The organism is Rhodococcus sp. PSBB066, assembly GCF_017068255.1.
Classification (GTDB): Bacteria; Actinomycetota; Actinomycetes; order Mycobacteriales; family Mycobacteriaceae; genus Rhodococcus; species Rhodococcus aetherivorans.
On the sequence record NZ_CP070859.1, the window covers coordinates 5,265,757 to 5,282,696 of the forward strand.

General features: G+C 73.6%; 13 protein-coding genes. 5 read left to right on the forward strand and 8 right to left on the reverse strand.

The window, feature by feature from the left end; all coding sequences use genetic code 11:
- The first annotated feature begins 66 nt into the window (after positions 1-66).
- Positions 67-1,284 (forward strand): FAD-dependent oxidoreductase, encoded by a 1,218-nt coding sequence (locus JYA75_RS23910; RefSeq protein WP_203329448.1) that lies wholly within the window; start codon positions 67-69, stop codon positions 1,282-1,284.
- Here JYA75_RS23910 and JYA75_RS23915 read toward each other — a convergent pair.
- From JYA75_RS23915 to JYA75_RS23940, 6 genes are all read right to left on the reverse strand, one after another.
- Complete coding sequence (locus JYA75_RS23915; protein ID WP_203329449.1) at positions 1,229-1,594, reverse strand: type II toxin-antitoxin system death-on-curing family toxin; 366 nt, start codon at positions 1,592-1,594, stop codon at positions 1,229-1,231. The two genes, JYA75_RS23910 and JYA75_RS23915, sit on opposite strands and share 56 nt — an antisense overlap.
- Positions 1,591-1,794, reverse strand: coding sequence for a hypothetical protein (locus tag JYA75_RS23920; RefSeq protein ID WP_029542277.1), 204 nt, complete (start codon positions 1,792-1,794; stop codon positions 1,591-1,593). Before JYA75_RS23920 ends, JYA75_RS23915 begins: the two co-directional genes overlap by 4 nt.
- Positions 1,795-1,818: 24 nt before the next feature.
- Positions 1,819-3,702: an exodeoxyribonuclease V subunit alpha gene (recD, locus tag JYA75_RS23925; RefSeq protein WP_203329450.1), complete on the reverse strand. Its 1,884-nt coding sequence runs from the start codon at positions 3,700-3,702 to the stop codon at positions 1,819-1,821.
- Positions 3,699-6,995, reverse strand: a complete 3,297-nt coding sequence (locus JYA75_RS23930; protein WP_029542274.1) for a UvrD-helicase domain-containing protein — start codon at positions 6,993-6,995, stop codon at positions 3,699-3,701. The genes recD and JYA75_RS23930 overlap by 4 nt, the downstream gene beginning before the upstream one ends.
- Complete coding sequence (gene recC, locus JYA75_RS23935) at positions 6,992-10,288, reverse strand: exodeoxyribonuclease V subunit gamma (protein WP_203329451.1); 3,297 nt, start codon at positions 10,286-10,288, stop codon at positions 6,992-6,994. Before recC ends, JYA75_RS23930 begins: the two co-directional genes overlap by 4 nt.
- Positions 10,289-10,402: 114 nt before the next feature.
- The gene (locus JYA75_RS23940; protein WP_239010488.1) at positions 10,403-10,900 is read right to left on the reverse strand and encodes a DUF2505 domain-containing protein; all 498 of its coding nucleotides are present in this window, start codon (positions 10,898-10,900) and stop codon (positions 10,403-10,405) included.
- Between the two features lie 66 nt (positions 10,901-10,966).
- Here JYA75_RS23940 and JYA75_RS23945 point away from each other — a divergent pair, with 66 nt between their 5' ends.
- Both JYA75_RS23945 and JYA75_RS23950 read left to right on the forward strand, forming a co-directional pair.
- On the forward strand, positions 10,967-11,299 hold the full coding sequence (locus JYA75_RS23945) for a metalloregulator ArsR/SmtB family transcription factor (protein WP_203329453.1): 333 nt from the start codon (positions 10,967-10,969) through the stop codon (positions 11,297-11,299).
- Positions 11,296-11,778 (forward strand): SRPBCC family protein, encoded by a 483-nt coding sequence (locus JYA75_RS23950; RefSeq protein WP_006948019.1) that lies wholly within the window; start codon positions 11,296-11,298, stop codon positions 11,776-11,778. Before JYA75_RS23945 ends, JYA75_RS23950 begins: the two co-directional genes overlap by 4 nt.
- Before the next feature lie 138 nt (positions 11,779-11,916).
- Here the strand turns inward: JYA75_RS23950 and JYA75_RS23955 are convergent, their stop codons facing one another.
- Positions 11,917-12,147, reverse strand: coding sequence for a hypothetical protein (locus JYA75_RS23955; protein ID WP_239010489.1), 231 nt, complete (start codon positions 12,145-12,147; stop codon positions 11,917-11,919).
- Positions 12,148-12,337: 190 nt separating this feature from the next.
- Here JYA75_RS23955 and JYA75_RS23960 point away from each other — a divergent pair, with 190 nt between their 5' ends.
- Both JYA75_RS23960 and JYA75_RS23965 read left to right on the forward strand, forming a co-directional pair.
- Positions 12,338-13,993: an alkaline phosphatase D family protein gene (locus tag JYA75_RS23960; protein ID WP_203329454.1), complete on the forward strand. Its 1,656-nt coding sequence runs from the start codon at positions 12,338-12,340 to the stop codon at positions 13,991-13,993.
- Positions 13,994-14,018: 25 nt separating this feature from the next.
- A complete protein-coding gene (locus JYA75_RS23965) occupies positions 14,019-15,662 on the forward strand; it encodes an FAD-binding oxidoreductase (RefSeq protein ID WP_203329455.1) in 1,644 nt (547 codons plus the stop codon).
- Here JYA75_RS23965 and JYA75_RS23970 read toward each other — a convergent pair.
- On the reverse strand, positions 15,649-16,872 hold the full coding sequence (locus tag JYA75_RS23970; RefSeq protein WP_203329456.1) for an EAL domain-containing protein: 1,224 nt from the start codon (positions 16,870-16,872) through the stop codon (positions 15,649-15,651). The two genes, JYA75_RS23965 and JYA75_RS23970, sit on opposite strands and share 14 nt — an antisense overlap.
- Positions 16,873-16,940 lie beyond the last annotated feature (68 nt).

Genomic DNA, 16,940 nt, shown 5'->3' on the forward strand with positions numbered 1-16,940 from the left:
CCGACGCGGCCGATGCCGGCGGCGCCTAACGTCGTCCGTCCAGACCCCTCGAGACAGGAGTTCCCCATGGCCACCGACAGTGCACCCCGACTGATCGACACCGTCGTGATCGGCGCGGGCCAGGCGGGTCTGTCCGCCGGCTACCACCTCGCCCGGCGCGGCCGCTCTTTCCTGATCGTCGACGCGAACCGGCGGATCGGCGACAACTGGCGCAGCCACTGGGATTCGCTGCGCCTGTACAGTCCCGCCGGATACGACGGCCTGCCCGGCATGCCGTTCCCCGGCGATCCGCACCGGTTTCCGACGAAGGACGACGTCGCAAACTATCTCGAGGCATACGCCGCGCGGTTCGATCTCCCCGTCGCGGGCGGCACCCGGGTGCGTCGGCTCTCACGCGACGGCGACCGCTTCCTCCTCGACTGCGGCGAGATGCGGATCGAGGCCGGCAACGTCGTCGTCGCGACCGGCACGTTCGGCCGCACCCCGAGCATCCCGGAATTCGCGGCGGAGCTGGACCCGCGGATCGTGCAGCTGCACTCGAGCGAATACCGTAATCCGACGCAGCTGATCGACGGCCCGGTGCTCGTGGTGGGCGCCTCCCACTCCGGCGGCGACCTCGCCTACGAGGTGGCGACGTCGCATCCGACGATCCTGTGCGGCCGCGACACCGGGCAGCTCCCGGTGCGGATCGAGAGCCGCCGGATGCGGGTGCTCTTCCCGGTCCTGTGGTTCGTGTGGGGCCACGTGCTCTCCGTCCGCACCCCGCTCGGCCGGAAGGTGCGTGAACACGAACGCCGGCACGGCGCACCGCTGTTGCGGGTCAAGCGGGAGGATCTCGCCGAGCTCGGCGTCGAACGGATCACCGAACGGGTCACCGGGGTCGTCGACGGCCGTCCGGTCCTCGCCGGCGGGCGCGTCCTCGACGTGACGAACGTGTTGTGGTGCACCGGTTTCCGCCAGGTCTACGACTGGATCGACCTGCCGGTGCTCGGCCCGGACGGCTGGCCGCTCGAGGAGCACGGGGTGGTGACCGACATCCCCGGCCTGTACTTCACCGGGCTGTGCTTCCAGTCGTCGTTCCGCTCGATGCTCGTGGGCGGGGCCGGCGCGGACGCCGGGCACGTCGTCCGGCACCTGGTCGAGCACCGCGCGCCCGTCCCCGCTGGGGTTCCGACCCGATTCGGCGCTCCGGCGCACGGCCGTTCATACGGCTCGTCGGGGACCTACGCTACGTCCAGCCGGCGAGTGTCTCGGCTGCTGCCCGGTAGTCGATCGTCCCGGTAGAGACGGCGATCACCAGGTCGTACGCGTCGTCGTCCGGCGCGTCGAGATCGAGCCCGTTGAGGCCGTAGAAGACGAACACCGCCATCCACGAGAGCCGCTCGTTGCCGTCGACCAGAGGATGGTTCCGCGCGATCGATTCGAGCAGCACCGCGGCCTTCTCGTGGATCGACGGATAGGCATCACGCCCGAAAAGCGAGGAGCGAGGTCGGTGCGCAGCCGAATCCAGGAGACCGAGATCGCGAATGTGCGGCACTCCCAGATCCGCCGCAAGCGCGAGCAGATCCTCGAGTTCCAGGTACTCGACGTTCACTGAGCCAATCGGTCGAGCAGCGCAGCGTATCGCTCCCGGCCGTCACGGGACAATGCCTGCACCCGCGTGTCCCGCACGCGCCGCGCCGCCGCCTCCGTGATGGCACGCACCGTCGCCTCGTGCTTACTCACACCGTCGGCCTCCGCCAACAGCGCAAGTGCTCGCTCCTGCTCGTCGGTCAACCGGAGTGTCATGGCCATGAGTCCGATGCTACCACTTTGGTATCACCGGACGGCCCGAGGGCCCGGCAGCTGCCGGCGCAGGCCGCTGGCTCGCAGCACCCGCCGCTCGACCCCGGCGCGGACGGCTTCCTCGGTGCCGATCAGGCGCACGTGACCGCGCGCCCGGGTGATCGCGGTGTACAGCAATTCGCGGGTCAGCAGCGAGGATTCGGGTGGGGGCAGGATTACCGAGACCGTGCCGTACTGGCTGCCCTGGCTGCGGTGGATGGTCATCGCGTACACGGTCTGCACGGCCGACAGCTGGCTCGGGTGGAGCCGGAACGGCTCCCTGCCGCGCGCGAATGCCGCGACGGGTTCGCCGGCGGCGTCGACGACCACGACGCCGGTGTCGCCGTTGTAGATGCGGGTCTCGTGGTCGTTGGCGGTGACGAGCAGCGGCTGACCCGGGTACCAGCGCTCGGCGTCGAGCCGCCGGCCGGTGTCGGTGGCGATCCACTCCATCGCCCGCCGCGCCCACCACTGCACCCCGTACGGTCCCTCGCGGTGCGCGCACAGCAGGCGGTGCGTCTCGAACTGCTCGAGCGCAGTCCCGGCGTCGCCCGCGACGGCGGCGGCGGTGACGGTCGCGGCGGTGGTGACGACGTCGTGCCGCAGGGCCTCCAGGTCGTTCGGCGCGTGGAAGGACACCTCGGTGCCACCGCCCTCGAGAATCCGCATCACCGCGTCGGCGTCGCCCTCCCGCACGGCGACGGCCAGGTGTGCGATGTCGCCACCGAACCGCCGGCCGCGGCTGAGCCGGATCACGCCGCCGCGCAGCCGGTTCCGTTCCCCCGGCGAGAGCGCCGCCTCGGCGGGGTCGTCGCCGGCGTCGAGGTCGGGTCCGACGACGCGGCCGAGAACGGGGTTTCCCGCGGCGGTGACGGGACGGGCGACGAGGTCGGCCAGGACGGCGCCGGCGTCGACGGAGGTCAGCTGGTCGGGGTCGCCCACCAGGATCAGGCGGGTGCCGGGGCGGACGGCCTCGAGCAGCCGGCACATCATGGTCAGCGACACCATCGACGTCTCGTCGACGACCACGACGTCGTAGGGCAGGTGGTTGCCGGCGTGGTAGCGATACCGGGTGCGGCCGCGCTGCCAGCCGAGCATGCGGTGCAGGGTCATCGCGGACAGGTCGGCGCGCAGGCCCAGCGGCTCGGCCTGCTCGCGGACGGATTCCTGCAGCCGGGCCGCGGCCTTGCCGGTGGGCGCGGCCAATCCGATGCGCAGGGCGGGGCCGTGCAGCGTGGTCAGGAGCGCCAGGATCCGGGCGACGGTGTGGGTCTTGCCGGTGCCCGGCCCGCCGGCGATGACCGTGGTCCACCCGGTGGCGGCCAGCGCCGCGGCGATGCGCTGCCGATCCGGTGCGGCGGCCGGGCGGCCGGGGTCGTGCTGGTCCCGGAACAGCTCCCGCAGCCCCCGCTCGAGCGTCTGCTCGTCGACGACGGGATGACCGAGCCCGCGGGCGTCGAGGATCTGCCGGACTGTCTCTTCCTGACGGAAGTAGCGCTCGAGGTACAGCAGCGGGCCGTCGGCGGTGTCCACCAGGCGCAGCGGGCGCAGCGGGCCGCGGTCGCCGCCGACGACGAGCGGACTGCGGCGCAACCCGGCGACGACGGCGTCGTCGTCCGGCCACGGCAGCGCCGCGAGATCCACCTCTGCGGCCTCGTCGACGGTGACCTCCCGCAACCGGGTCAGGTCCAGGCACACCGAACCGGCACGCACGGCGCGCACGGCCAACGCGGTCGCGAGGTGCACGTCCTCGGCGGTCTCCCCGGACAGCTGGGCCAGCCGCAGCGCGACGTGCACGTCGGCGGCCGCGAGCACCCCGGCCTCGTTGAAGACCCGCAGGGCCCCCTTGCCACGCTGGGCCACCTGGGCGTTCGTCACGGGACCTCCTTGCCTGCCAGCAGGTCGGACAGTTCGGCGACGAGGGCGGGCGGCGGCGCCCAGTCGAACACGCCGCAGCCCGCGGGGGTGTCCGGGCCGACCATGCCGCGCACGAACAGGTACTGCACGCCGCCGAGGTGCACGGCCGGGTCGTACCCGGGCAGCCGCCACCGCAGATACCGGTGCAGGGCAACGGCATACAGCAGCGCCTGCATCGGGTAGTGGGCGCGCAGCATCTCCTCGGCCATCCGGTCCCGGGTGTAGTGGGCGGTGGTGAGCTCCTCCGGCCCGAGCCGGTTCGTCTTGTAGTCGACGATCACGAATCGCGGCTCGGTGCCGTGGATCCGCAGGACCGAATCGATGCTGCCGGTGAGGTAGCCGCGCAGCGGGGTCGGCTCGAGGATGCCCACGAGATCGGCGTAGGACGCGAACGGGTCGCCGGCGGGCAGGTGGGCACGCAGCAGCCGGGCGACACCGTCGAGGGTGACGGTGGTGGCGACGGGGTCGTCACCCCCGGCGAGGGGCAGCTCGAAGTCGAGTTCGGCGAGTCGGTCGGCGGGAGCGATGTCGGCGAGCGTGCCCGCGCCCCCGGCGAGCGGGGTGCGCAGGACCGGCAGCAGGGCCTCGGCCAGCTCCTCGGGGTCGACGTCGGAGAATTGTTCGGCGACGGTGTCGCGGCAACAGCGCAGCAGTTCCGCCCCGAGGTCGGCGGCCGCGGTGTCGACGACCTCGAGCACCGCGTGCACGAGGGTGCCGAACACGGCCCCGCCGGGCAGCGGGTTCATCGGGGACGCGATGCCGTCGTCCGCCGCGTCGGCCGGCAGCAGCGGGGGTTCCTCGGGTTCGTCGGTCTTCGCGGGCTGTTCGGCCTCGGCGCCCGCGCCGGGCCCCTCGTGGGCGGCGGCGGTGAGGGCGGTGTAGGAGGTGCGCCGCCAGGCGTCGTCGAGCTCGCGGTCGAAGCGGGCGGCCTCGAGTTCCACGACGGTCTCGTGCGGCCGCACCCACGTGACGGCGGGGATCGGCGCCGATCCGACGGCCTCGACGGACGCCGTGCCGGCGGCCCGGCCGGCCCACCCGGTCAGCTGCTGCGCCACGATCGGGTCCTCGGGCACGCGCGCCTTGTGGGCGATCTCGGAGGTGCCCGGCACGCGGCCGAAGAGCATGCGGTGCAGCGGGGCACCGGAGGTGCTGTACCCCGGAGCCCACCACAGCACCAGGTGACAGCGGGCGCGGGTCAGCGCGACGTAGAGCAGGCGCAGTTCCTCGCCGGCCACCTCCTCGTCGTGGCGCCGGCGGCGCTCGCCGTAGCCCGCGCTGCCCTCGCCGCCGACGTCGAGGACGCGGCGGCCGTCGTCGTCGTGGAGCAGGAGCCGGTCAGGTTTCGACCGGACGCCCGACTCCCACGCGAACGGCACGTACACGACGGGGAATTCGAGGCCCTTGCTGGCGTGGACGGTGAGCACCTGCACCGCGGCGGCGTCGCTGTCGAGGCGGCGGCTGCGGTCGGCGCGGGCCGTGCCCGCCTCGGCGATCCGTTCCGTCAGCCAGCGGGTCAGCGCCGTGACACCCAGCGCCTCGGCCGACGCGGTCTCGTCGAGCAGTTGCGCGAGGTGCCGCAGATCGGTCAGTTCCCGCTCGCCGCCCGGCCATCCCAGCAGCCGCGGTTCGAGGTCGCAGAACGCGGCGAGGCGCTCGAAGAGCGCGGCGAAGCCGGACCGCTCGAACACGACGTCCAGTTCGCGCAGCAGGGTGCCGATCGCGGCGACGAGTTCGTCGCCCCGGGTATCGACGTCCTCGGCGGTGCGGCCCATCAGCGAGGTCAGAGCGGCCAACCGCACCCGGTCGGGGCGGTGCGGCTGTTCGAGCGCCTGCAGCACCCGCAGCCATTCCCGCGCGGCCGGGGTCGCGAAGACACTCGTCCCGCCGGCCAGCACGGCCGGGATCCCGGCACCGGTGAGCGCCCCGTGGACGAGGGCGACCTGCGCATTGGTGCGCACCAGGACCGCGACGTCGCCGGGTTCGACGGGCCGGCGGCCGGCCCCGAGGTCGACGGTGACGTCGCCACCGAGCAGGGCCGCGACGTCGGCCGCGACGTCGCGTGCCACCCGTTCCTGCAGCGCCTGGGCCTTCGGGAAACCGGAGGCGCCGCACGGGCCGGCCCCGGTCCGCGGCAGGTGCCGCAGCCGCAGCGGCGCTGCCCCGGCGATCCGGGACGCCGGCTGCGCCGCCTCCACCGGGTGCGCGACGATCCGCGGATCACCCAGGGCCGCACCGCCGTACAGATGGTCGAGGGCGGCGAGCAGGTTCCCGTCGCTGCGCCAGTTGCAGACGAGTTCCTGGTGGCCGTCGGCGAACTCCATCGCGCCGAGGTAGCTCAGCACCTCGGCGCCGCGGAACGCGTAGATGGCCTGCTTCGGGTCGCCGACGAGGACGAGGGTCGTGCGGCGGTGGAACGCGCTGCGCAGGATCTCCCACTGCAGCGGGTCGGTGTCCTGGAACTCGTCGACGAGCACGACGCGGAAGCGGGAGCCGATGCGGCGGCACGCGGCCTCGCCGTGCTCCGGGTCGGTCAGCACCGCGTGCAGCAGCGCGAGCTGGTCGTCGTAGTCCCGCAGGCCCGCGAGGCGCTTGCGCCGGTCGACCTCGGCCCGCACGGCCCGGGCGAACTCGACGCGTTCCCCGGCGGGCGTGCCGTCGGCGCCCTCGGGGGCGAGGGCGGCCTGGGGGTCGAAGACCGCGGCGCGCGCGGCCTCCGCGGCCTCGGCATGCGAGATCGGTGCCCTGTCCGCCCGCCCGTACCGGCGCAGGTACAGGTCCGCGATGACCTCGATGGTCAGGTCGTCGACGTCCTCGACGAGCACCGCGTCGGTGTCCCGCTCGCCGGCGGTACCGAGCTCGTCGAGCATGCGCTGGCAGAACCCGTGCGTGGTGGCGATGGTGGCGGCGTCGAAGTCGGACAGGGCCCGCAGCAGCCGGCGCCGGTGCGTGGCCACGTCGCCGCCGGCGAGGTGCCGGATCAGCTCGTCGGGGTGGTGCCGCGCGGCCTCCGGGTCGGCCAGCGCCCGCGCGACGCCGGCGAACCGGTCCCGGGTGCGTTCGCGCAGTTCCTGCGTCGCGGCGCGGCTGAACGTCACCAGCAGCAGCTGCGACAGCTCCGCCGCCCCCTCGGCGACGAACCGGGTGGCCAGGCCGACGATGGCGTAGGTCTTGCCGGTTCCCGCGCTGGCCTCGAGCACGGTGGTGCCCGTCGGGAGCGCCCCGAGCAGGTCGAACTTCGACACGGTTCGGGTCACGGACGCCCCTGGATCTCGTTGGACAGCAACGGCTCCCACAGGCGCCGCGCGAGGGCGCCGAACCGGGTGGGCTCGCCGTGCCACGCCTGCTCGTCGTCGCGGGCGGCGACGGCGGTCAGGTCCCGCAGCGTAACGCCGGAGCCGTACAGGTAGGCGATGTGCCGGTCGGTGCGTTCGCCGTAGGTGGAGCCGAACTCCTGGGCGGCGGCGTCGACGCCCATCTCGACGGAGTCGCCGCGGTGTCGCCGCTCGGCGTACTCCGCGGCGGCGGCGGTGGCCGTCGGCAGCGGCTCGTGCAGCCCGCGGTCGCGCAGGTCCACGAGCCGGGCGAGCTGCTCGAGCGCGTCGGCGGGGGCGTTGATCGTGGACCGCCAGGCCGGGGTGCTGCGGAACCGGCCGCGGCCGGTGGTGATCGCTTGCCACTGCCCCGGCCGGTCCGACGCGGCGACGGCGAGCAGGTGCACCCAGGCGGTGAGGCGGTGCTTCGGCGCCAGCCGGGAGAAGGTGCTGCGGGCGACGACGGTGCCGTGGACCCCGCCGACCGTGCCGGTCAGCCGCCGGCCGTCGCCGAGGTCGACGTTCACGTCGACGGTGTCGGCCGGTCCCGTGTAGATCGGCCGGCACACCGCCACCAGGGCGTCCACGGTGCCGGCGACGTCGTCGAGCGCGAGCTCGCCGAGCCGGTACGGCGGCAGTGTCCCGCGCCGCCATTCGGCGGCCCGGAAGTCCGCGGGGTCCGTGCCGGCGAGCAGCGACTCGAGCATGCGGTCGCCGAGGTCCCATCGGGCGAGCGGGTCGAGCCCGATGTCGAGGGCGTCCGCGATGTCCTCGTCCCGGTCGGGCACCCGCACCCCGAGCCGCTGCCGCAGGAACGCCTGGGTGGGGTGGGTGACGAACGCGACGAGGTCGGCGAGGTCGACGTCGGTGCGCGCGACGGGCGCGAGCGGACGGTGCAGCAGCCCGGGCCGGTGCCTCGCCGGATGCTGCGCGGCGCGCGCCCCGGCGAGTGCGGCCCGGTCGAAGCTCAGCGGGTGGCCGGGCCGGAAGTTGCGCGGATCGAACGGCTGCAGCGGATGCCGGGTGACGACCTCGGCCATGCACTCGGGTCCGACCATCGTCTCGACCACGTCGCGCAGCTCGCTGAGCGGGATCGCCGGGGGCCGGCGGGCGCCGGTGACCGGGTCCGCACCGGTGTAGAACAGCAGCAGCGTCTCCCCCGCCGACATGACGGCGTCGAGCAGCAACTGCCGGTCCTCGCTGCGCGGATCACGCTCTCCCAGACAGGGGTTCAAAGCCAGCACGTCGTCACCGTCGATGTGCGCGGTGCGGGGGAAGACCTCGTCGTCGAGGCCGAGCAGGACCACGACCCGGTGCGGCACCGACCGCATCGGCACCATCGTGCACACGGTCAGTTCACCGGTGCGGAAGTTCGCGCGCGTCGGCCGCCCCGCGAGCCGGGCCGCCAGCATGGCCCGCACGTCGGCGAGCCGCAGCGGCGCCGGCCCGGCGTGCTCGACGGCGGCCGCGAGTTCGCGGTGCGCCTGGGCAAGCTGCCAGGCGTCGGCGGGCTCGACGTCGGTCAGCAGGTCCAGTGCGCGGGCGAGGGCGGCGGCCCACTGCGCGGCCGGTTGCGGACCGCGCAGGCCGTGCAGCGCCACCGTCAGCCGGTCGATGTACTCGGCGAACCGTCCGGTCAGGTCGATGTCGTTGCTCTCGACGTCGTCGAGCGGGAGGGTGAGCCCGAGCCACTCGCTCTGCGACTCGTCGGCGGCCGCACCGAGCAGGATCCGGTCCAGTGCCGTGCCGAAGGTGTTCTGCGGGAAGTCCCCGAGCCCGAAGGCGTTTCGCTGCCCCTTGCCGATGCCCCATCGGGCGCCGGCGGCGGCGGTCCACTCCTGCAGCCGTTCGAGGTCGTCGTCGACGAGGCCGAACCGCCGGCGCACCGGCGCGGCGGCGGCGAGGTCGAGGACCTCGCTGGCGGTCACCCGCGCGTCGGCGAGGTCCACGAGCGTCGACACGACCGCCAGCACCGGGTTGGTGCGGCGCAGGCCCCGATCGGCCAGACGCACCCGCAACCGGTGCCCCGGGTGTCCGGAAGCGTCGCGCTGGGCGAGGGCGCCCTGACCGAAGGCGGCCTGCACGAGCGGCGCGTAGGTCTCCACGTCCGGGCACATGACGACCACGTCGCGCGGTTCGAGACCCGGATCGTCCGCGAACAGGTGCAGCAGGCACTCGCGCAGCACCTCGACCTGCCGGGCCGGGCCGTGACAGGCGTGGATGCGGATCGTGCCGTCGGCAACCGCGGAGCGGGCCGGGGGCCGGTCGGCGCGGAGGTCGTCCTGCAGCCGGCCGAGGAGGGTGTCGGGGCCGGGCCGGCCGGCGTGGTGCACGTCGGCGACTCCGGGGCCGGCCAGGTGCGCGCGCAGTTCGCGCACGTCACGGGCCAGGCTCGCCAGGAGGGGGTGCTGCACCGCGAGGGCGCTGCGGTCGTCGGCGCGCCGGCGCACCGGCTCCGCGGCCGCCTGCCCCTCCCACATGGCCGGGCTGGGGTGCGGAATCCACAGGTGCACATCGCGGTTCGCGGCGATCGCGGACAGCACGGCGCACTGGGCGACGGTGAGCCGGGTGGGTCCGAACAGCGACAGCCGCGACGGCCAGTCCACGAGCGCGGGCTCGGCGCGCAACCGCGCGCAGGCGGCGGTGAGCCGCTCGGCGGGACTGTCGTCGCCGATGCGCTCGCGCAGCCGCCGCCACAGCCGTGCCTGCCACCCGAGGTGGTCGGCGAGGCCGTGGCCGGTGCCGTCCGTGTCGCGGCCGGCGGCCCAGTCGACGAGCATCTCCGGGCGCTGCGTTGAGTAGCTGCGGAACAGGCCGGCCAGGTGGGCGGCGGTGGCGTAGCGACGGCCGGCGCGATGATCGACGCCGTCGCGGCCGAGATGCCGGGCGAGGACGGTGCACCACGATTCGTCGAGGCAGTCGTCGACGACGTCGAGCAGCGTCCACAGCATCCGGTCGGGATGCCACGGGTCGTCCTCCGCCGCCCGGCCGGTGGCGGCGGCCAGTGCCTCGTCCACCAACCGTGCCGGCGACGGGTGGTCGATGTTGGCGGCGACGCCGTCGCCGCAGGTGCCCCCGAGCACCGTCGACAGCCGCTGGGTCAGCCACCGCTCGACCCCCTTGGCGGGGACGGCGACGAGCTCGCGGGCGAACGGGTCGGCGAGGGGCACGGCGAGCAGGTCGGCGAGGGCGGCCGCCAGGGTGTCGGCGCGCTCGGCGCGGTGCAGCGTCAGCACGCAGGTCCCCTCGTCGCTCGGTGTGTTCCGGTCCTCCACCGGCTTATCACACCGCGGCGACAGGGCTCGCCGCCGCGGCGGTGCAGCGGGCGCGGCGCGGGCGGTCGCGGCAGGTCAGCGCGACAGCCACGCCGCGATCGCGATCCGATCGTTCTCGACGATCTGCAGGACCATCCCGTGCACCATCGACTCGATCCGGCCCCCGAGGAGCGGAACCCGGACGACGACCTGCCCCTGTACGTCGATGAACGTGCCGCCGGTCTCGCTCACCCGCAGCCGCGAGCGTCCCTCGAGGGCGACGGGCAGGCCGGTGGCGCCTCCGGACAGCCGCCCCTCGGCGGCCTCGCCCATCAGCGGACCCCATTCGTCCGTGCGCTCGATGACCAGCGGGCCGCGCAGCATCCCGCGCACGATCGACGGCAGCTCCGAGGGTTCGGACCGGTCCGTGACGGTCACGCGCAGGGTGCCCGGACCGTGCGGTTCCTCGACCACCGCGGTGGCGCTCGCCCGATCCGCCACCCGGTCGAGCCAGTACCGCTCGTCGATCAGGGCCGCGTGCACGTCCCGGACGTGGTGGTCCAGCTCGGTGGTGAAGGCGAAGGACCTCGGCATGAGCTGCACATTATCGGCCCGCCCGGACCGTTGACAGGGCTCCGCCCCGATGCAACACTGAACCTGATGGTTCAGTATTCGAGTCTCGATGCCACGTTCGCGGCGTTGTCGGACCCCACCCGGCGCGGGATCCTCCAGGACCTGCGCGCCGGACCGGCCTCGATCAGCGACCTGGCCGCCCGGTACCGGATGACGCCGACCGGGATCACCAAACACGTCCGGCTACTCGAGGAGGCAGGTCTCGTCGCCACCGAGAAGAAGGGCCGGGTGCGCTACTGCCGGCTCGGCACCAACCCGCTCGAGCGGGAGGCGGACTGGATCCGCAACCACCAGCAGATGATCGAGGGCCGCATGGACCGCCTCGCGGAGTTCCTCGACCGAACGAAAGGAACGTCATGACCACCACGAATCCCTCTGCTCCGCTTGCCGTTACGACGCCCAGCGAGCGCGAGATCCGGGTCGAGCGCGTCTTCGACGCCGACCGCGACCGCGTGTGGGCCGCCTACACCGAGCCCGAACTGCTCGCCCAGTGGTGGGGCCGGGGCAACCGGCTCGACGTCGAACGCTACGAGTTCGAACGGGGTGGACACTGGCGGTTCGTCGAGCACAGCGACGGCGAAACCCACGGGTTCGAAGGGCGATTCCGGGAGATCGCGCCCAAGGACCGCATCGTGCAGTCCTTCGAATGGGACGGGATGCCGGCATACGTCGCCATCGACACCGCGACGTTCGAGGACCTCGGCGACGGCCGCACCCGCGTGGTCACCGTCTCGCAGTTCCACACGCCCGAGGAACGCGACGGCATGCTGAACTCCGGCATGGCCGAGGGTCTCGGCCAGAGCTACGACGCGCTGGACGCGCTGCTCGCCCGGATGTGACCGCCGTCCGGGCTCAGCGCCTCCCCGCGGTGCGGGGCTCAGCGCCTCCCCGCGGTGCGGGGCTCAGCGCCTCCCCGCGGTGCGGGGCTCAGCGCCTCCCCGCGGTGCGGGGCTCAGCGCCTCCCCGCGGTGCGGGGCTCAGCGACCGGAGGCGGTGTCGCCCTCCTCGTCGACCTCGTCGGACCCCGTGTCGACGAGGTCGGCGAACGCCGTGCCCGACACCGTCCCCCCGGTCCCGGGCAGGGTCACCGTCGGCCGAGCCCCCGGCTCGTACCGGCGCTGCATCTCCTCCGCCTGTTCCTTCGCGCGGCGCTTCGCGTCCTCGTCGATGTTCTCCAGCGGATCCTCGGGCCTGTGCTCGGTACTCAACGGTTTCGCTCCGATCCCCTCGCGGTGCACCTGGCCGCCGGTCGCCCGGCACCCCTCACGATCCTCCGCATCGGCGCCCGGCACCACCCCCGCCGACGAATCGGCCGAGCCGGGCCGCGGAGACCCCGCGGACCAGTAGGCTCGTGCGCATGGCTGTATCGCCGATCCGAACCCCGAGGTAGGTGGCGCCATGGCAGAGCTCATCCTGGGCCCGGTCCTTCGGCACGTCGGTCGCAGCGACGCCACCGTGTGGGTGGAGACGTCGGACCCGTGCACCGTCGAGATTCTCGGCCACCGGGAGCGCACCTGGACCGTGGCCGGCCACCACTACGCACTGGTGGTGATCGAGGACCTCGAGCCCGGCTCGACCACTCCGTACGAGGTCCGCCTCGACGGCGATCCGGTCTGGCCGCACCCCGACTTCCCCGCGTCCGTCGTCCGCACCCTCAGCGACGACGGGCCGCTCGAACTGGCCTTCGGTTCGTGCCGGTTCGCCACCACGTCCGCCACCGAGAACGACGACAAGCTCGGCGCCGACGCCCTCGACGCATACGCGCAGCGCATGATGACCCGGACCCCGGACCGGTGGCCCGACGCGCTGCTGCTCCTCGGCGACCAGGTCTACGCCGACGAACTGTCCGAACAGACCCTCGAGCGGGTCCGCGAACGCCACGACCTCGACGAGCCTCCCGGCCCGCAGGTCCGCAACTACGAGGAGTACACCTGGCTCTACGCCGAGTCGTGGTCCGATCCGCACGTGCGGTGGCTGCTGTCCACCGTCCCCACGTCGATGATCTTCGACGACCACGACGTGCACGACGACTGGAACACCTCGCAGTCCTGGCGCGACGAGGTCGAGGCCACCTCGTGGTGGGAGGAACGCATCGTCGGCGGGCTGGCGTCGTACTGGGTGTACCAGCACCTCGGCAACCTCGACCCCGTCCAACTGGCGGAGAACGCGCTGTACCAGCGCGTCCGGAAGGCAGACGGGGACGCCGAGCCGCTGCTGCGCGAGTTCGCGTCGGCCGCGGACGAGGAGGCCGACGGCGCGAAGGGCGCCCAGTGGTCCTACCGGCGCGACCTCGGGAGGGTGCGACTGCTCGTGATCGACTCGCGGTGCGGGCGGGTCCTGTCCGGCGGCCGGCGGGAGATGGTCTCGGACCCGGAGTTCTCCTGGATCGAGCGGCAGACCCAGGGCGACTACGACCACCTGCTCGTCGGGACGTCGCTGCCGTGGCTGCTGCCGCGGGCGCTGCACGACCTCGAATCCTGGGACGAGCGGCTCGCCGCCGGGGTGCGCGGGAATCGGGTCGCCCGCTGGGCGGAGACCGTCCGTCGCGGCGCGGATCTCGAGCACTGGGCGGCGTTCCGCGACTCGTTCGACCGGCTCGCCCGGCTCTTCGCCGACATCGGCCGGGGCCGTTGCACCGAACCGTCCGGCCGTCCCCCCGCGACGATCTGCGTGCTCTCGGGCGACGTGCACCACGCCTACGTCGCGCAGGCGCGGTTCCCGGATCCGATGCCGACCCGCGTGTACCAGCTGACCTGCTCGCCGCTGCACAACTACGTGCCCGCCGCGGTCCGGGCGGTGTTCCGCATCTCCTGGAGCCGGGCGATGGAACGGACCGTGCGCTTCGCGCTCGGGCGCGTGTCGGAGGTGCCGCCGGTGCCGATCGAGTGGACCAAGGCGACGGGACCGTTCTTCGGCAATCAGATCGCGACGCTGCGCCTGGCCGGCCGCGCCGCGCATCTGGTGCTGGAACGGGCCGGCCGGGTCCCGCACGGTCCCATCGGCTTCACCACCACCGCCGACCTCGTGCTGTCGACGCCGGACGAGACCACGTGACCCTGCGGACCGCGAGGCGGGTCCGGTGACGGGATCCGGCACGCGTTCCTGGTGGGGCTGGGGCACGGTCGAGGACGCGGTGCGCGGCGCCGAGCTGCGGGACCTGGTCGACCGTGCCTCGGCCCTGCTGCCCGGCGCCGACCTCACGGACCACCCGCCGCCCGACGTGCCGTCGCTCGGACTGCCGCCCCCGCGGATCGTTCCACCGGATTCCCTTGCGGCGCTGTGCTCCTCCGACCCGACCGACCGGGCCGCCCACACCCACGGGCGCGCGTTCCGGGATGTGGTCCGGAACCTGCTCGGCGACCTGCGCCATCCGCCCGACCTCGTCGTGCGGCCGACCGTCGAGGGCGAGATCGTGGACGTCCTGGACTGGTGTGCCCGGGTGCACGTCGCCGTGATTCCGTTCGGCGGCGGCACGTCCGTCGTCGGCGGTGTCGAGCCGCGGCTCGACGGCGACTTCTCCGGTGCGGTGAGCCTGGATCTCGGTGCCCTCGAAGGAGTTCGGGAGATCGACCGCACGAGCCGGGCGGCCCGCATCGGGGCGGGCACCCTGGGTCCCGCGCTCGAAGACGAACTGCGCCCGTCCGGTCTGACGCTGCGCCACTTCCCGCAGTCGTTCGAGTTCTCCACGCTGGGAGGCTGGCTGGCCACGCGTTCGGGAGGCCACTTCGCGACCGGATACACCCACATCGACGACCTGGTGGAGTCGATGCGGGTCGTCACCCCGGCGGGCACGTGCGAGTCGCGTCGCCTGCCCGGCTCGGGAGCGGGACCGTCGCCGGATCGCCTGTTCCTCGGTTCGGAGGGGGTCCTCGGTGTCGTCACCGAGGCCTGGATGCGGCTGCATCCGCGCCCCCGGTGGCGAGCGGACGCGTCGGTGCACTTCACCGACTACGGAGCGGCGGTGGCGGCGACCCGCGCCGTCGCCCAGTCCGGTCTCCGGCCCACCAACTGCCGGTTGCTGGACCCCGTCGAGGCGTTCGTCCACGCGGCCACGCCGTCGGCGGGCGGTGTCCTCCTGCTCGCCTTCGAGTCGGCCGATCATCCCGTGGACGCCTGGATGGACCGCGCCGTCGAACTGTGCCGCGGGCACGGCGGCACCCTGCCGGAGGCGCCGCGGCGCACCGGCTCGGCCGGCGACGAGAGGGACACGGACGCCGCGGGCAGGTGGCGGTCGTCGTTCCTGCGCATGCCGTACCTGCGCGACGCCCTCGCCGCGCGGTCGATGATCGTCGAGACCTTCGAAACCGCCTGCACGTGGGACACATTCGATTCTCTTCGGGCGGCGGTGCACGACGCCGCGAACGACGCGATGCGCCGGGCGGGCGCGACGGGGGTGATCGCGTGCCGATTCAGCCACGTGTACCCGGACGGCCCCGCACCCTACTTCGGCATCTACGCCGCGGGCCGGTGGGGCAGCACGGTGGCCCAGTGGGACGACATCAAGGCCGCCGTGTCGGAGGCGATCCTCGCTGCGGGCGGCACGATCACCCATCACCACGCGATCGGCCGGGATCACCGGCCCTGGTACGACCGTCAACGCCCCGAGCCGTTCGCGGCGGTCCTGCGGGCGGCCAAGTCGGCTCTCGACCCGGCGGGCATCCTGAACCCGGGGGTCCTGATCGGCCCGGTGGCATCCGCGCCGGACGGCCCTACGTCGTCGTGAACCGGTCCATGATCGAGCGGGCGCAGCGCACCACGGTGTCGCGGTCGTACGAGACGACGTAGTCGAACTCGCGGTCGAGGTCGGCGGTGCCGCGATGCAGGTCCACGGCCGACAGCACGCACGCGAAGTGCGGGCCGAGGACGACGACGTTCCACTCCTCGACGAGCTGGTCGTCCGGGTCGAGCGGCGCGTGGTGGATGCCCGCCTCCGCGTAGTGCCCGAGGCCCACGCCGTACACCCCGGCGTACGCGATCCGGTCCGCCATGTACTGCCACCGCGCGCGGGTGCGCTCACCGAAGTGCCGGGCGTACTGGAAGGTGCCGAGCACGATGGTCTCCGGGCCCGCGGCGCCGGCCTGCTTCTCGAGATTCGTGCTCATCGCGACCAGGAGGCGCTTGAGGCTGCGCACGGGCCGGCGCCCCACCGAGGCGATCGCGAACGGGGTGCGCGCCTCCTCCGGGCGGACGCTGCGGACGGGTGCGGGCGGGAAGGGGTCGATCCCCTCCTCGTCGAGTTGTTCCGGGGTGTCGACGGCGGGGTACAGCGCGCCGAGGCCGTACGTGGCCCCGAGCCCCAGGGCCCGTCGCCGGCACAGTTCCGAGTCGACGCCGTCCGCGATCACGAGCGCGCCCGTCCGCTCGACCTGGGCGGCCACGGCGTGCGCGGTACGGGCGGTGTCCGTGTCCGCACGATGGGCCAGCAGCCGCGCCGCGAGGATGATCACGTCCGGTTCGACGAGCGGCAACAGGGCCAGGGACTGCGGACGCGACCCGACCTCGTCGACCGCGACGACCTTGCCGCTGCGGCGGGCATCGGCCACCGCGCGCAGCGTCCGCGACGGGTTGGCCGTCAGGGACTCCTCCGTGATCACCACGACGTCGCGCCGCAATCCCTCCGAATCGGGAACGTCGAGGCTCTCGACCGACTCGAGGTCCATCGCCACCAGCGCGGGTACGTTCCGGACCGGCCTCGACTGCGCGACCGACCACTTGAGCCGGTCGAGGTGCCGCTTCTCGCTCATGGTCCGCGCCGCGACCCGCAGGGCCTCCGCGGTGGCGAGCGGCCCGTCCGCGGGGCCGCGCAACTGGACCTCCACCGCCGCGAGCGCGCCCGAGTCCAGCCGGCGCACCGGCGCGTAGGACGGCGTCACCTGCAGGCCCGCGGCCTCGGGATCCGCGTGCCGGGTGGGGTCGGAGAGGACGAACACCATGACCCCAGCGTCGCATGCGCGACCCGCTGCGCAAAGGCCGGTGCGGGCGACGGGCCCGGTCCCGACCT

What these genes read in the sequence shown, in the direction of transcription:
- JYA75_RS23940 (WP_239010488.1), bottom strand. Translation starts at nt 10,900, where the DNA reads ATGCCGAGGTCCTTCGCCTTCACCACCGAGCTGGACCACCACGTCCGG.
- JYA75_RS23945 (WP_203329453.1), top strand. Translation starts at nt 10,967, where the DNA reads ATGGTTCAGTATTCGAGTCTCGATGCCACGTTCGCGGCGTTGTCGGAC.
- JYA75_RS23970 (WP_203329456.1), bottom strand. Translation starts at nt 16,872, where the DNA reads ATGGTGTTCGTCCTCTCCGACCCCACCCGGCACGCGGATCCCGAGGCC.
- JYA75_RS23910 (WP_203329448.1), top strand. Translation starts at nt 67, where the DNA reads ATGGCCACCGACAGTGCACCCCGACTGATCGACACCGTCGTGATCGGC.
- JYA75_RS23920 (WP_029542277.1), bottom strand. Translation starts at nt 1,794, where the DNA reads ATGGCCATGACACTCCGGTTGACCGACGAGCAGGAGCGAGCACTTGCG.
- JYA75_RS23960 (WP_203329454.1), top strand. Translation starts at nt 12,338, where the DNA reads ATGGCAGAGCTCATCCTGGGCCCGGTCCTTCGGCACGTCGGTCGCAGC.
- JYA75_RS23950 (WP_006948019.1), top strand. Translation starts at nt 11,296, where the DNA reads ATGACCACCACGAATCCCTCTGCTCCGCTTGCCGTTACGACGCCCAGC.